The organism is Yersinia rochesterensis (genome assembly GCF_003600645.1).
Taxonomy (GTDB): domain Bacteria; phylum Pseudomonadota; class Gammaproteobacteria; order Enterobacterales; family Enterobacteriaceae; genus Yersinia; species Yersinia rochesterensis.
In genome coordinates this window covers 1401165-1414270 of record NZ_CP032482.1, presented here as the reverse complement: position 1 = coordinate 1414270, position 13106 = coordinate 1401165, and the positions used below count along the sequence as shown (strand labels likewise).

The following is a 13106-nucleotide window of genomic DNA, read 5'->3' as shown; positions in this document are numbered from 1 at the left end:
GCGCTATTTCTTACCTGTAATGACTATTTACCGGCTAATACTGCACTGACAATATCGACGGCTTCCTGCTCTATCTTTTCGCGATGCTCCGCGCCTAAGAAGCTTTCACAATAAATCTTGTAGGCGTCTTCGGTACCCGATGGACGCGCAGCAAACCAGCCGTTGTCGGTCATCACTTTCAACCCTCCAATGGATGCGCCATTACCTGGGGCAGCCGTCAGACGGGCAGTGATTGGGTCACCAGCCAGCGTACTGGCTGTCACCATTTCTGGTGACAACTTGGACAGTGCGTTTTTCTGTGCTTGGGTTGCTGGCGCTTGAATACGGTTATAACTTGGTGCGCCAAAGCGTTTCGCTAAATCGTCATAATGGTGCTGTGGATTTTTACCGGTAACCGCGGTGATTTCAGCCGCTAGCAAACACATAATAATGCCGTCTTTATCCGTCGACCAAGGTTTGCCATTAAAGCGCAGGAAAGATGCCCCAGCGCTCTCTTCACCACCAAATCCAAAGCTGCCGTCGTGCAAACCCTCAACAAACCATTTGAAACCGACCGGAACTTCCACCAATTTACGGCCTAAATCAGCCACCACTCTATCAATCATCGCGCTGGATACCAGCGTCTTACCCACCGCCACATCTGCACCCCATTGTGGACGGTGCTGGAACAGATAATTGATTGATACCGCTAAATAATGGTTCGGGTTCATCAAACCGACTGGCGTCACAATACCGTGGCGGTCGTAATCGGGATCATTAGCAAAGGCTAAATCGAATTTATCACGTAAAGCCAGCAAGCCCGCCATCGCGCATTCTGATGAGCAATCCATGCGGATCACACCATCATGATCCAGATGCATAAAGCGGAAAGTCTGATCGATAGAATCATTAACTAACGTCAGATCTAACTTATAATGTTCGCCAATACGCTGCCAGTAGGCAATACCTGAACCACCTAGTGGGTCAACACCCAATTTCAGACCAGCCTGCTGAATAGCAGGGATATCAACGACATCGACCAAACCTTCAACATACGGCTGAATCAAATCCTGCTCACGCAGATGGTTGCCGCGCCAGGCCTTAGCCAACGTTTGACGTTTGACACCCTCTAACTTCAGACTGAGTAACTGATTGGCGCGTTTTTCTATCACCGAGGTCAGATTGGTATCAGCCGGGCCGCCATTCGGTGGGTTGTACTTGATACCGCCATCTTCAGGGGGGTTATGGGATGGCGTGATGACAATGCCATCGGCCAAATTTTTACCCTGCGCGTTATAGCAAAGAATGGCATGAGAAATAGCCGGGGTAGGAGTGAAGCCATTATCTTGCTGCACCACAACATCGACACCATTCGCCGTCAGCACTTCCAGCACCGAAATAAAGGCCGGTTCAGACAGCGCATGGGTATCTTTACCCACATAACATGGGCCAGTAATGCCGTGCTGATGGCGAACTTCAGCAATCGCCTGCGCGATGGCCAGAATATGCGCTTCATTAAAACTGTGGCGCAATGAGCTGCCACGATGGCCCGACGTCCCAAACCTGACTGCATGGTCCTGATTTTCAGCATCAGGTTGCAATACATAATATTGCGACGTCAACTGAGCAACATTAATCAAATCGCTTTGCTGAGCAGCTTGCCCAGCACGAGGGTGATTAGCCACAGTCACTACTCCCTATCTCCCCTTCACACTTGAAATCGCAGGATTGTTAGCTGCAACTCCAAGTTGTTTGGGTATTGTTTCAACGAAATTAGATAGTCCCGCACACTTTATCGGTCAAGTCTGGCGGGAACTGCATTGTCAGCATGATATGTTGCACCATACTGCGTTTACGCTCGGTATTGGTATTAGTAATCACCCAGTATGGCGTACCGGGGACATGTTTGGGCTTGGTGTGTGTCCCGTTTTGCAACAAAGTCTGTTGGTCACCGGCAAAATAAACCCGAGTACGGCCATGTAAAGATTCGGTCGCCTCGGCAAATGCCTGCGCATCTAGGGTATAAAGTGTTGATAACACCAACATAAAGCGGTTAACCGCCCTATTTTGCTCAGCATACTCATCGGACAGCAGCAACTCACGGACTGCGCGTACGCGATCCCGTGGCGCCGAAGCTGGCGCTATTTTGGCTACTTCATTATTAGCTGATAAGTTATGAGTAGATAAGCTGGGTATCGGCTGACCGGCCGTAAACTTCAACATGCGCCGCAAAATATCGGACGCGCTCTCACCAATGTGTTGCGTATGGCTGGCGATATAGCGATAAAGCTCTTCGTCGAGTTCAATAGTTTTCATCTTTATCCAAAACAATAATTCAATTGATTTTTATATATTCTTTATGACAGTTCATGAAAAATTTAATTTTGATCTACATTTTTCAACCATCTGGTTTCACGATACTTCGCCACTTTCCGTTAGATTAACAGACTCTAGGGGGGCATCCAACTTTCCCCTCAATGACTTTGGATTGCCGCCAATATGATTGGATCACTAAACAGCATGATTAGATAGGTAATTAAGCAGCAGAGGGTTATTTATCAGCATCCAAGAGCAGCAGTGACCAATACTTAAATTGGAGAACCTCATAGGATGAAGATGCTGTAGAAATACTAACCACAGAAAGGATTGATTGATTTATCTGCCCGGATAATGGCAGATAACATTCATTCTCACTTTTGGTTTCAAGTACATTCAGTCATGCTAACCTAAGCAGAATGTCTCTCTGTATGAACATCGCCATGAAATTAAACTTCCGCTTACAAAATGCACTTTCTCCTAGCCCTTCCCTACCCATTATTCTGATCCATGGGCTATTTGGTAACTTGGATAACCTCGGGGTACTGGCCCGTGACTTACATCAAGACCATGACGTGATTCAGGTCGATTTGCGCGACCACGGTTTATCCCCTCGCTCACCAACAGTGAATTACCCTTGCATGGCGCAGGATGTGCTGGAGTTGATGGATAACCTCAGGATAGAAAAAGCGATTATTATCGGCCATTCCATGGGCGGTAAAGTGGCAATGGCCATGACGCCAATCGCACCCGAGCGCATTGAAAAACTGGTCGCGATAGATATCGCGCCGATCAGTTATCAAGTGCGCCGCCATGAAACCATTTTCGCCGCCCTTAATGCGGTCAGTGCCGCGGGTGTGACGCAACGCCAGGAAGCCGCTCAGTTGATGCGCGAATTCATAAAAGAAGACGGCGTTATTCAGTTCTTATTGAAATCATTCCACAATGGAGAATGGCGGTTTAACGTGCCCGCATTGTGGGATCAATACGGAAATATTGTTGGCTGGCAGCCGATCCCCCCTAGCTCACACCCTATTTTGTTTATTCGCGGTGAACTGTCGCCCTATATTCAAGACAGTTATCGCGATGAGATTGCGCGCCAGTTTCCGCAAGCCCGAGCTCATGTCGTTGCCGGAACCGGCCACTGGGTTCATGCGGAAAAACCGGATTCTGTGTTACGCGCAATTCACCGATTTATAGATTAAAGCTGTTTTATCACTGAAAACAGCCGTGGCGAAAAATAGTGCTGAACAAAAAATGAACCGCGCGCAATGGATGTTGATTAAAAATCATACCCTGGGGAAAAGAAATGTATTTCCTGTGGAAAAATTGTGCGAAAAAGAATGAATTAGACCAATCTAATCACAGTAAAGCATTGTCGTTGCTCGGTTGGCTAGGGTATTATGGCGCGCTATAAATTTGCTGCGGAGTTTGGTGGCAAATGCAAATTCAGGCTGTTAGTTCATACTGAAATTAGTTGACATTGCAGGGTTATGAGCGATGTCAACTAATGAAGGTATCGGCCTGAAACGTGTAAAACGAATCATCAGAAATTTCTGATGTAAATCCCTTGTAGTACCGCTACCTATGGCAAAAGAACAAACGGATCGCACGACGCTGGATCTGTTCGCAGATGAACGCCGTCCGGGGCGCCCGAAAACAAACCCATTATCCCGTGATGAACAGCTTAGAATTAATAAGCGAAATCAACTACGGCGCGATAAAGTACGTGGCTTACGACGCGTGGAACTGAAGATTAATGCCGATGCCGTCGATGCTCTCAATAGCCTTGCTGAGCAGCGTAACATCAGCCGTAGTGAACTGATTGAACAGATGTTACTGGCTCAATTAGAACACTCACAAAAAGGGTTTTAATCCTGTCGGTTTTAGCCCCCATTGGTTTCAACCCCATTGGTTTTACCCCCATCGGTTATCACGACGGCGTGGCGTAAGTGATTACGCCACGCCAATATCCTTACAGTCGTTTTTGAAAAACAGTCTTTGAAAAATAGAGCTAGAAAGTTTCCCAGTTTGTGTTGTTATCCACCTTACTCGTCGGCGTCGCCGCTAAAACCGTAGCCCGAGGTTTGGTTACCGGTTTGGCTCGCTCATCATCTGACCGCAATTTAAACACGGCTACCGCTTGGTTTAACTGAGCCGCCTGTTCCTCCAGCGAAGCCGCCGCTCGGGAAGCTTGCTGCACCAGCGCAGCATTTTGCTGAGTCACACTGTCCATCTCCGCCACCGCCTGCCCGACCTGAGTGATGCCTTTACTTTGCTCATCAGACGCCGAGGCTATCTCGCCCATTAAATCTGTGACATTGGTGATGGAACGAACAATTTCATCCATGGTTATCCCGGCACTTTCTACCAATGCCGAACCGCTGCTAACACGGCTTACTGATTCGGTTATTAAGCTATCAATCTCTTTCGCCGCCTGTGCACTGCGCTGAGCAAGATTGCGGACTTCACTGGCGACCACGGCGAACCCCCGACCTTGCTCTCCGGCTCTGGCCGCTTCAACGGCGGCATTTAGTGCCAGAATATTGGTCTGGAAAGCAATACTGTTAATTACCGTGGTAATTTCGGCTATTTTGCGTGAACTAGCGGAGATATCATCCATGGTATGCACCACATCGGCCACCAGCGCCCCCCCTTTTTTGGCGGTGATAGAAGCATTTGCCGCCAGTTGACTAGCGTGATGTGCATTATCTGCATTATGTTTTACCGTTGCCGTCAACTGCTCCATACTCGCGGCTGTCTCTTCCAACGCCGCCGCCTGCTGCTCAGTGCGCGATGATAAATCCGTATTACCGGCAGAAATTTCTGCCGCCCCGTGATAAATCCCATCCGTGCTGCTGCGGATAGCTTTTACCGTGTTAGCTAAACTGGCCTGCACATCACGTAGCAGTGGAAACAATTGCCCGACACAGTTACGACCAAAATCCGCGATGGGCTGCCCAAGCTGGCCTGAAGCAATCACCCGAAAATGTGCGCGAATATCATCCAGCGGGCGCACCATGTTGATGACCAGGTAGCGATCCGTTACTAGCAAAATCACTAATCCCGCCACCAAAGCAGAGATTAATATCATGCTACTGATTTTGGTCAGACGAGCAAATTGCTCTTTAGCCACACCGATGGCTTTAGAGGCGGCATGATTAAAATCCTCCACAACAGATCCATATTGGCGACTTAGCGCTGGCACTGTTTTTTTGGCTAAGTCCTCATAGACTGCGCTATTGTTATCCATTGCCGCCTGATACAGCGGCGTCACACCCTGATCAATTAATCCGCTCCACCCATCAATCACCCCATTCACCAATGCGGGGTCAATTTGTGCATGGTCGATGGCTTTAAACTGCGCCAACTTTTTTTTCAGATTCTCAAGTGCAACATTGGATGATTTGAGTTCTTTATCGGCATCCGCAATATTACCGCCCTGTCGATAATCTACTGAACGGGCCAGGCGTGTAACCATCCGAAAATATTGATCCGTCCCCTGATTGACCAAATTCATATTTTCAACCAACACACTGCTGGCATTAGTGGATTGTGTTAGTTGATTCAGTGATAACAATGTATAACCCGATACTCCGCCCCATAGCAGGCAAAAAGCCCCAAGCACCCAAAGTAGTGCGGCTCTGATGGTAATATTTCTTAAAAACTGCATGTTAGTTCCCCTTATATATCGGATAGTTACCGTTAAAAACCTGGTGTTATTTGATGACCGAAAAGCAATAAAGGACGTTCCATACAGCTAACGACAACTCCTTTCCCGGCAAATTTTCATTTGACGGTTTCCCCCTTGGCACCGCAAATTGCAACCTTTCGGTTACATGAAGGTTATCGGCAATGACGTTATAAGGTTGAGCGACTCACAAAAATTTTATATCGCATAAACTTGATATCGGCCTGGCGAGATTTTCTGGCATTATATGGCCCTATACATGTGTTATATTATTGGGCAGAGCGCTCAGTAATTTGCATAACTATTTGAATTTAAGGGTATTAAGTTATATGGCAACTGTAGGCATTTTCTTTGGCAGCGATACTGGCAATACCGAAAACATTGCCAAGATGATCCAAAAGCAACTGGGCAAAGATGTTGCTGAGGTTCATGACATTGCCAAAAGCAGCAAAGAAGATTTAGAAGGCTTCGATATTCTGCTGATCGGTATCCCAACCTGGTATTACGGTGAAGCCCAGTGTGATTGGGATGATTTCTTCCCGACACTGGAAGAGATCGATTTCAACGGCAAGCTGGTCGCGTTGTTCGGTTGCGGCGACCAAGAAGATTACGCAGAATATTTCTGTGATGCGATGGGGACTGTGCGCGATATCATCGAACCACGCGGTGCTGCTATTGTCGGCCACTGGCCAACCGCAGGCTACCACTTCGAAGCCTCCAAAGGCTTGGCGGATGATGATCACTTTGTCGGTTTAGCTATTGATGAAGATCGCCAGCCAGAATTGACGAATGAACGTGTTAGCGCTTGGGTAAAACAGATCAGTGAAGAACTGAATCTCGCTGAAATTACCGGTTAACTTGCCGTGTCGGAAACGCGAGGGTGATGTTAAACATCAAACCGCGTTTCCGTTACCTCTAACGCCTCTCGCTATATACCCTAAATAATTCGAGTTGCAGGAAAGCGGCAAGTGAGTGAGGCCCGAATCATTGACTGGCCGAGTAACGAGAGCAGCCAACGCACATGCAGCTTGAAGGATGACGAATAGACTTGTTAAGCCGCCCACAGATCCGCATATTCATCCGTGCAAAATGAAAATAAACCGCTACAAATTTGTAACGTTACACCCAGCAACCATATACTTAAATGATGCAACAATCCCACCCATCAATACATTGCATGATTAATGGGGCAAAGTGTGCAATTATATCTTTGTTAACAACCACGGTTTTCATTTGGGGCTAGCAGTTCTATAATGAGACGCAATTGAGAATATTGCGCCACGGATGTCATAGGCTGAACGGCCTTAATTTGAATCGATAGTAATAGGACTGAATCCGCATGACTGACAACAACAAAGCCTTAAAAAATGCAGGCCTTAAAGTAACGCTGCCCCGGCTTAAGATTCTGGAAGTGTTACAAGATCCGGTTAACCATCACGTCAGCGCGGAAGATCTTTATAAAAAGCTGATCGATATCGGTGAAGAAATTGGTCTGGCGACGGTTTACCGCGTACTGAACCAGTTTGATGATGCCGGTATTGTGACCCGCCACAATTTCGAAGGCGGTAAATCAGTCTTTGAATTGACGCAACAGCATCATCACGATCATCTGATTTGCTTGGATTGCGGCAAAGTGATTGAATTTAGCAATGAAGAGATTGAAAAACAGCAACGTGATATTGCTGAAAAGCATGGCATCAAGCTGACCAATCATAGCCTGTATCTCTATGGCCACTGTGCCACTGGCAATTGCCGTGAAGACGAGTCTGCGCACGATCCAAAATAATATGGTTTTATCTCATTGATCATATAAAGATTTTCACATAATGCTGAAATAAGCAATTCGCAAGATGGCCGCCTTTCCCACAAGTTATTTCAGTTGGGAGTCAGGTGGTCATTTTTGTTACTGATCTCCTGCATCCCTCTCTTCGTGACAAATTCATTTTTTCATTACTCATTTAATGGCCATTCACATGAATTTGAAACAAAAAAACCCCGGACTCGCCGGGGAAAAAACCATCAACTCAACTTCACATAATGTTGTTTACCTATACCCTAAATAATTCGAGTTGCAGGAAGGCGGCAATTGAGCGAATCCCTAGGAGCTGACACAAGTCAGTGACTGGGGCGAACAAAGACAGCCAACGCACATGCAGCTTGAAGTATAACGGGTATAAAAGCCTGGCAAACAGGAGTTAACATCAGACACAGCACTTTGACAGCAATAATCAGACTTTAACCGGCTCTGCCCGGCTACTACGTTTACCATCCGGACTTGTCGAGCGAATCAACACGTCACCGCTGACTTTAGGTTGGGCTTTGACATCATATTTCTGCCATTGCTTACCGCCATCAGTGGAATACTCGATAATCAGCCCCGGCAAGGAAATGTTAGCTTCCAACTCCCCTGCAACGACACGCGCCCCCGGAACCGGTAAGCGGTAAGCAACACCGGCTTTATCCAGTTTCGCCAATTCACGTTGTCCCATAATATTGGCAAAACGCTGCCAATCTGAGTTCAACGCCTTAGTATCGACCCTATGGGTTTCGCCACCTTTGTACTCGCGACCTGCTTGGTAATCTTGCTCCCATGGCGCACGATGCCAGGCACGTTCGGCCAGCGGCAATACCCGTGGGAAAATCATGTATTCCATCTGTTCGTCAGTCCGAACAGTTTCATTCCATGATTGGCCTGAAATACCCTGCACACCCGGCCAAGGTTTGTCACTCTTGGCGCTGAAGTGATTACCGTCGCGGTCGACCGAGGTTTCAGCATTTTGCGGCATGTTATCCGGCGCGAAACTGAAGACTTTGGCTTCGTCGTTGAAGCGAGTTGCCCAGTAATAACCGCGTTCATTTGGGTTAACTTCATACGGCATGTCGAAATAGACATAGTCCGGGTTGGACGCGACCACTTCATAGCCTTTATTGGCCCAATCATTGACTGAATCGGCCCCGCCCCAATAGAGGGTATCCCAGAAGTTAACGCCCACACGTTTGGTCGCAAAATCTTTCGAATCTTTGGCATCTTTAAGGCCATCTTGCCAGGCTTGCATTTTTTCGATGCCATGGGCATTCACCAGCTTGCTGACTTCAATGGCGAAGTGGCTGGAAAGATGCTCAACATCCTGAATTTTTCCTTGCTTGACCATGTCCTGACAAACCTGTGATTTGGCCCACGGCTTATCTTCAACACTCTTATCAATGATGCCTTTGCCCGGCTCAATCGGGCTATTTTTGTCCTGGAACCCGGCCCCCAGACGGATGTTCTTGGCCTCATCGCCGCCAAAATGCCAAGTGTTTAGCGGCATACCGGCTTCTTTATGCATCTGAGCCATTTCGCCGATCACTTTGTCGACAAAGCGCTTAGAAGAATCCAGACATGGGTTGAGATAACTTTTGCGCTCATACAACTGAACTGAAGTCGTTTGAGAATCATCTGTCGGGTCGACCAGACGGAATTCGTTGGCTTCTTTTTCTTTGCCCTGCTTCATCAAATTGTTGTAGCGGGCCTCCATTGATACCACAGCCGCACGAGCATGGGCTGGCATATCAATTTCAGGAATGACATCAATCTGACGCGCCTTGGCGTATTTGAGAATATCGATGTAATCAGCGCGGGTAAAATGGCCGGAACCCAGATTATTACTATCCGGGCCAGAACCCAATTGTGGCAATAAACAGGTGGTTTCCGTTAAATCGTGGCAACGTTTGCTACCGACATCCGTCAGTTCTGGCAAACCTGGGATCTCAATACGCCAGCCTTCATCATCACTGAGGTGGAAATGGAATTTGTTCAGCTTGTAAGCGGCCATTTGATCGAGTAAACGCAGCACCGCATCTTTGGTTTTGAAGTTACGCCCGACATCCAGGAAGACACCACGATATTCAAAGCGCGGCGCATCTTTGGCCTCCAATGTTGCAATCTTCTTGCTACCATCAACTGGCACTAAAGAAAGAATCGATTGCAAACCGTAGAACACCCCAGCAGGGTCAAAACCTATGACTTGCGCCCCTTTTTCGCCGATTTTCAGCTCATAGGCACCAGAAACGGCTAAATCACCTTTAAAAGCAGATGGTTGAATCAGCGTTTTAATCGGGAAGCCAGCGGAATCCGACTTCAAACCCAGTAATTCAAAACGCTGTTGTGCAGCATCAGCGGCTGGTTTTGGTAAAGCGCTCAGGTCAAGAGCAACGCCTTGACTCAAATCAGCATCTTGTTGGTGAATCTTCACTTCCATCGGCGTCGGGATAATCTGCCCGCGCAGGTTAGCTGCTGCCAACCTTTTCACTGCTTCGTTTTTAACAAAACGGGATGCCGGCGTCATCAGCACGTTATTGTCGTCTTTAGTGCGCTTCCACTGATCGCCCGTAAACTGAGTCAGATATTCATTAATATCCTCAGTATCGGTGCTTTTCAGCACTTTTGGCTGCGCATCACCTGAAGTGGCATACCAACGCGGCATAAAGTCAGTGGCAAATAACTGCCAGTATTCGCCGGTGATCGGGATTTCAACCGCCTGATTGACGGGGAAGCCGGCGAATTTAGCGGTAGGTTCAATTTTATGCAGGTCGCCAGTCAGGTGAGTAATCTTGAATTGGTCGTCATCGGTAGTCAGAATCCGACGGATGCTGTGGAAGTAAATGGCCCAATCTTGGCCTTTGATCTCATCCCCGGTGTTGGTCAAAGTAATCAAGACCTTATTACATGATGCCCAGTCAGCCCCCAACCTGGCACAATCCACGCCATTTTCAGCAGCGCGGTTATCTAGTATTTTATAGTTAACTTTCAACGTGCTGAGTTGATCCACCAGCTGTTGGTTAGTGGTGTCCGCATGCGCGTACCCCATCAAGCCAAAGGTTGCGGTTATTGCCGCTAACGCGTTCAATCTGAATTTGTTCATCACTAACCTCATCCGTAATGAATAATCACTGCCAAAATCGCTACTGGCAGTCATTATTGTTAGTTAAATTTCTGTCGCGAACTTAATTACTTGTTTTTTATAATCTAATTAATTTTTTTTGCGAATTTCTTGCCACAACTTGCCACACTGCGCGTCATAGGCTTGACCATTGCCGGTATGGGCTGCATCAATACAACGCTGATAATCCAATACCCGGACAGTCTCTTTGTCCGTAAAAGCTTGATGTGCTTTTTCTTGTTTCAAGACGTTCAGCACCGCCTGACACGGGATCAATCTTTCTGGTTGACCTTCGCTGGCATTAATACAAGCACTGTAAGCTTGCTTAAGTTTGCTGTCTTCCGGCTGGACTGGGCCTTGTGTGGCGCAAGCACTTAATCCCATTACTGCGGCAATGATAAAAAGGACTTTTTTCATGGTGGCACTCCATTATGTCCCCGGCACGGTGGCCGGGGATGGCAATCAAACGGGGTAAAATCAGAAGATAGTAAATGGCGCGATCACGATGAATTTGACGTCTTTTTCATCCTGGAATACGTTGCCGAAACCGCCACCATAGCTTGGGATATTGGTGTGGTTGTCATACATGGTGTAATGCAGTTTGAATAATGTGCCTTTCGCCCGGCCTTCTTGCAGGGTATACAGCACGTCAAAGTTCCATGCAGATTCTTTCAAACGCACATTCTGGTCATAAATTGGATTGGTGCTTGGTTTGGCATCCCAACCATAAGCATAAGAAGTCCCGACTGACCAACCGGCCATATTCCAGTTTTTCAGGTCATACATCACGCCACCAAACAGCGCTTTTTCGCCGTTGGCGTTGAAGTCAGAGCGGGAATCCCACCACACGTCCAAGCGACCATTGGAGGTTGCGTAGCCTGGGGTCATACGTTGCAGGAAATAGCCTTGGTTACCGTCAGCTTTGGCCCAAGTCCCCTCCAGGCGTAAATCAAATGGCCCAGTGGTATAGCCGAGAGTCAATGCTTGCAGCCAGGCAAGGCCGTCATAGACGTCATTAACATCTTTGAAACCGCCATCGACTTTGTCTTTCGCACCGTAGAATTGATAAGAAGTCCGTAGATCATTACCCGCAACTGGGAAAGCATAAGAGGCTTTAGCAAAGTATTGGTCCATGTAATCTTTGGCTTGACCGAATGCGGTTTCCAGTACCAGCTTGTTTTTAAAGTCGTATTTGGCACCAATTGAGTGCAGGTAACTTATGCCGGTCTTACCATCAGCTTGACGGAAGTTGTACATATTCTGATACCAAGGCGCTTTATATTCATCAGTCCACATGTAAGACATGGACAGTGCGCCCGCTGTATCAAAATCAAATTTCGCGCCGCCTTCAGCACCACGATAGGTGCCTGGCATAAAGCTCCAGTGTGGAGCTAACAGTGTCTGGCCAGTCGGTTGGATATAACCACCACGCGCCCAGAAATCACCTAATTTAAATTTGGCTGCTGCTTTGTAAATACTGACGCCACTCTTATCGCCGGTCCATTTTTCATCCCAACGGGTTTTGGCATCACTGAAGCCAATTTCGTTTGGGGCCGCTGGGCCGCTGTTAGTCATTTCAACTGCGCCGAAAGCCGCTAAATCAATACCGAAGATATCTGCGGCATAGCCGGATGAGAAATCGAGATTGGCGTTAAAGGTGGAGTGATGCAGGTTAGCGACATACTTGCCATACTCTGCGCTACCCGGCGTTAAATCCTTACGGTCACGCTGACGCTGCCAATAGTAAATACCACCCGTCAGTGATGAATCATCAACAAAGCCTTCTGCCTTGGCTTCAGGGGCTGCCATAAACCCCGTTCCTAACAATGCACCCGCGACTGCGAGCGCTAATGTTTTACGTTTAGCACCGTGCGTAACCATATGAAAAAATTCCTCTTTGACATCACATTTAAAGTGCCGTCCCTGTGTCCACCACAGCTCACAGGTTTAGCCTCAAAAAACCCTAGTGGGTAAAGTTTTGCTGGGAAGAAACCTCCACCAGCAGTTGCTCATAAAAAACAAACTTCGCTGTCGAAATACACACTCACGAAGCTTGTTGCTGGAAGATAGACTATTTTTCGCGACGCGAATTATCAATCAAAAAAGGAGCTAATTATTCAAAGTATGACAATGAGCACATAACTGTGAAAAAATATTACATAGTTCACAAAAGCTTAAAAAACAATGAATAAGAGGAT

10 protein-coding genes are annotated in these 13106 nt (G+C 47.3%); 4 read left to right on the top strand and 6 right to left on the bottom strand.

Annotation, left to right across the window (positions count from 1 at the left end; all coding sequences use genetic code 11):
* Positions 1–23 precede the first annotated feature (23 nt).
* Both pgm and seqA read right to left on the bottom strand, forming a co-directional pair.
* A complete protein-coding gene (pgm, locus tag DXZ79_RS06625) occupies positions 24–1664 on the bottom strand; it encodes a phosphoglucomutase (alpha-D-glucose-1,6-bisphosphate-dependent) (protein WP_038639650.1) in 1641 nt (546 codons plus the stop codon).
* Between the two features lie 88 nt (positions 1665–1752).
* Positions 1753–2295: a replication initiation negative regulator SeqA gene (seqA, locus tag DXZ79_RS06620; protein ID WP_038634715.1), complete on the bottom strand. Its 543-nt coding sequence runs from the start codon at positions 2293–2295 to the stop codon at positions 1753–1755.
* A gap of 443 nt (positions 2296–2738) precedes the next feature.
* Between seqA and ybfF the strand changes: the two genes are divergently transcribed.
* Positions 2739–3500 (top strand): esterase, encoded by a 762-nt coding sequence (gene ybfF / locus DXZ79_RS06615; RefSeq protein ID WP_120011166.1) that lies wholly within the window; start codon positions 2739–2741, stop codon positions 3498–3500.
* Between the two features lie 382 nt (positions 3501–3882).
* A complete protein-coding gene (gene ybfE / locus DXZ79_RS06610) occupies positions 3883–4170 on the top strand; it encodes a LexA regulated protein (protein ID WP_004390567.1) in 288 nt (95 codons plus the stop codon).
* 139 nt (positions 4171–4309) lie between these two features.
* Here the strand turns inward: ybfE and DXZ79_RS06605 are convergent, their stop codons facing one another.
* Positions 4310–5968 (bottom strand): methyl-accepting chemotaxis protein, encoded by a 1659-nt coding sequence (locus DXZ79_RS06605; RefSeq protein ID WP_050291444.1) that lies wholly within the window; start codon positions 5966–5968, stop codon positions 4310–4312.
* A gap of 347 nt (positions 5969–6315) precedes the next feature.
* Here DXZ79_RS06605 and fldA point away from each other — a divergent pair, with 347 nt between their 5' ends.
* Together fldA and fur are read left to right on the top strand one after the other, a co-directional pair.
* A complete protein-coding gene (gene fldA, locus DXZ79_RS06600; RefSeq protein ID WP_038634724.1) occupies positions 6316–6843 on the top strand; it encodes a flavodoxin FldA in 528 nt (175 codons plus the stop codon).
* 482 nt (positions 6844–7325) lie between these two features.
* A complete protein-coding gene (gene fur / locus DXZ79_RS06595; protein WP_004390570.1) occupies positions 7326–7772 on the top strand; it encodes a ferric iron uptake transcriptional regulator in 447 nt (148 codons plus the stop codon).
* A gap of 442 nt (positions 7773–8214) precedes the next feature.
* Here fur and DXZ79_RS06590 read toward each other — a convergent pair whose 3' ends face one another.
* From DXZ79_RS06590 to chiP, 3 genes are all read right to left on the bottom strand, one after another.
* Entirely contained in the window at positions 8215–10890 is a 2676-nt protein-coding gene (locus DXZ79_RS06590; protein ID WP_038634728.1) for a beta-N-acetylhexosaminidase, read from the bottom strand.
* A gap of 108 nt (positions 10891–10998) precedes the next feature.
* Positions 10999–11325 (bottom strand): ChiQ/YbfN family lipoprotein, encoded by a 327-nt coding sequence (chiQ, locus tag DXZ79_RS06585; protein WP_120011165.1) that lies wholly within the window; start codon positions 11323–11325, stop codon positions 10999–11001.
* Positions 11326–11385: 60 nt separating this feature from the next.
* Positions 11386–12789, bottom strand: coding sequence for a chitoporin ChiP (gene chiP / locus DXZ79_RS06580; RefSeq protein ID WP_050291445.1), 1404 nt, complete (start codon positions 12787–12789; stop codon positions 11386–11388).
* Between the last annotated feature and the right edge of the window lie 317 nt (positions 12790–13106).

What these genes read in the sequence shown, in the direction of transcription:
- seqA (WP_038634715.1), bottom strand. Translation starts at nt 2,295, where the DNA reads ATGAAAACTATTGAACTCGACGAAGAGCTTTATCGCTATATCGCCAGC.
- ybfF (WP_120011166.1), top strand. Translation starts at nt 2,739, where the DNA reads ATGAAATTAAACTTCCGCTTACAAAATGCACTTTCTCCTAGCCCTTCC.
- ybfE (WP_004390567.1), top strand. Translation starts at nt 3,883, where the DNA reads ATGGCAAAAGAACAAACGGATCGCACGACGCTGGATCTGTTCGCAGAT.
- DXZ79_RS06605 (WP_050291444.1), bottom strand. Translation starts at nt 5,968, where the DNA reads ATGCAGTTTTTAAGAAATATTACCATCAGAGCCGCACTACTTTGGGTG.
- fldA (WP_038634724.1), top strand. Translation starts at nt 6,316, where the DNA reads ATGGCAACTGTAGGCATTTTCTTTGGCAGCGATACTGGCAATACCGAA.
- fur (WP_004390570.1), top strand. Translation starts at nt 7,326, where the DNA reads ATGACTGACAACAACAAAGCCTTAAAAAATGCAGGCCTTAAAGTAACG.
- DXZ79_RS06590 (WP_038634728.1), bottom strand. Translation starts at nt 10,890, where the DNA reads ATGAACAAATTCAGATTGAACGCGTTAGCGGCAATAACCGCAACCTTT.
- chiQ (WP_120011165.1), bottom strand. Translation starts at nt 11,325, where the DNA reads ATGAAAAAAGTCCTTTTTATCATTGCCGCAGTAATGGGATTAAGTGCT.
- chiP (WP_050291445.1), bottom strand. Translation starts at nt 12,789, where the DNA reads ATGGTTACGCACGGTGCTAAACGTAAAACATTAGCGCTCGCAGTCGCG.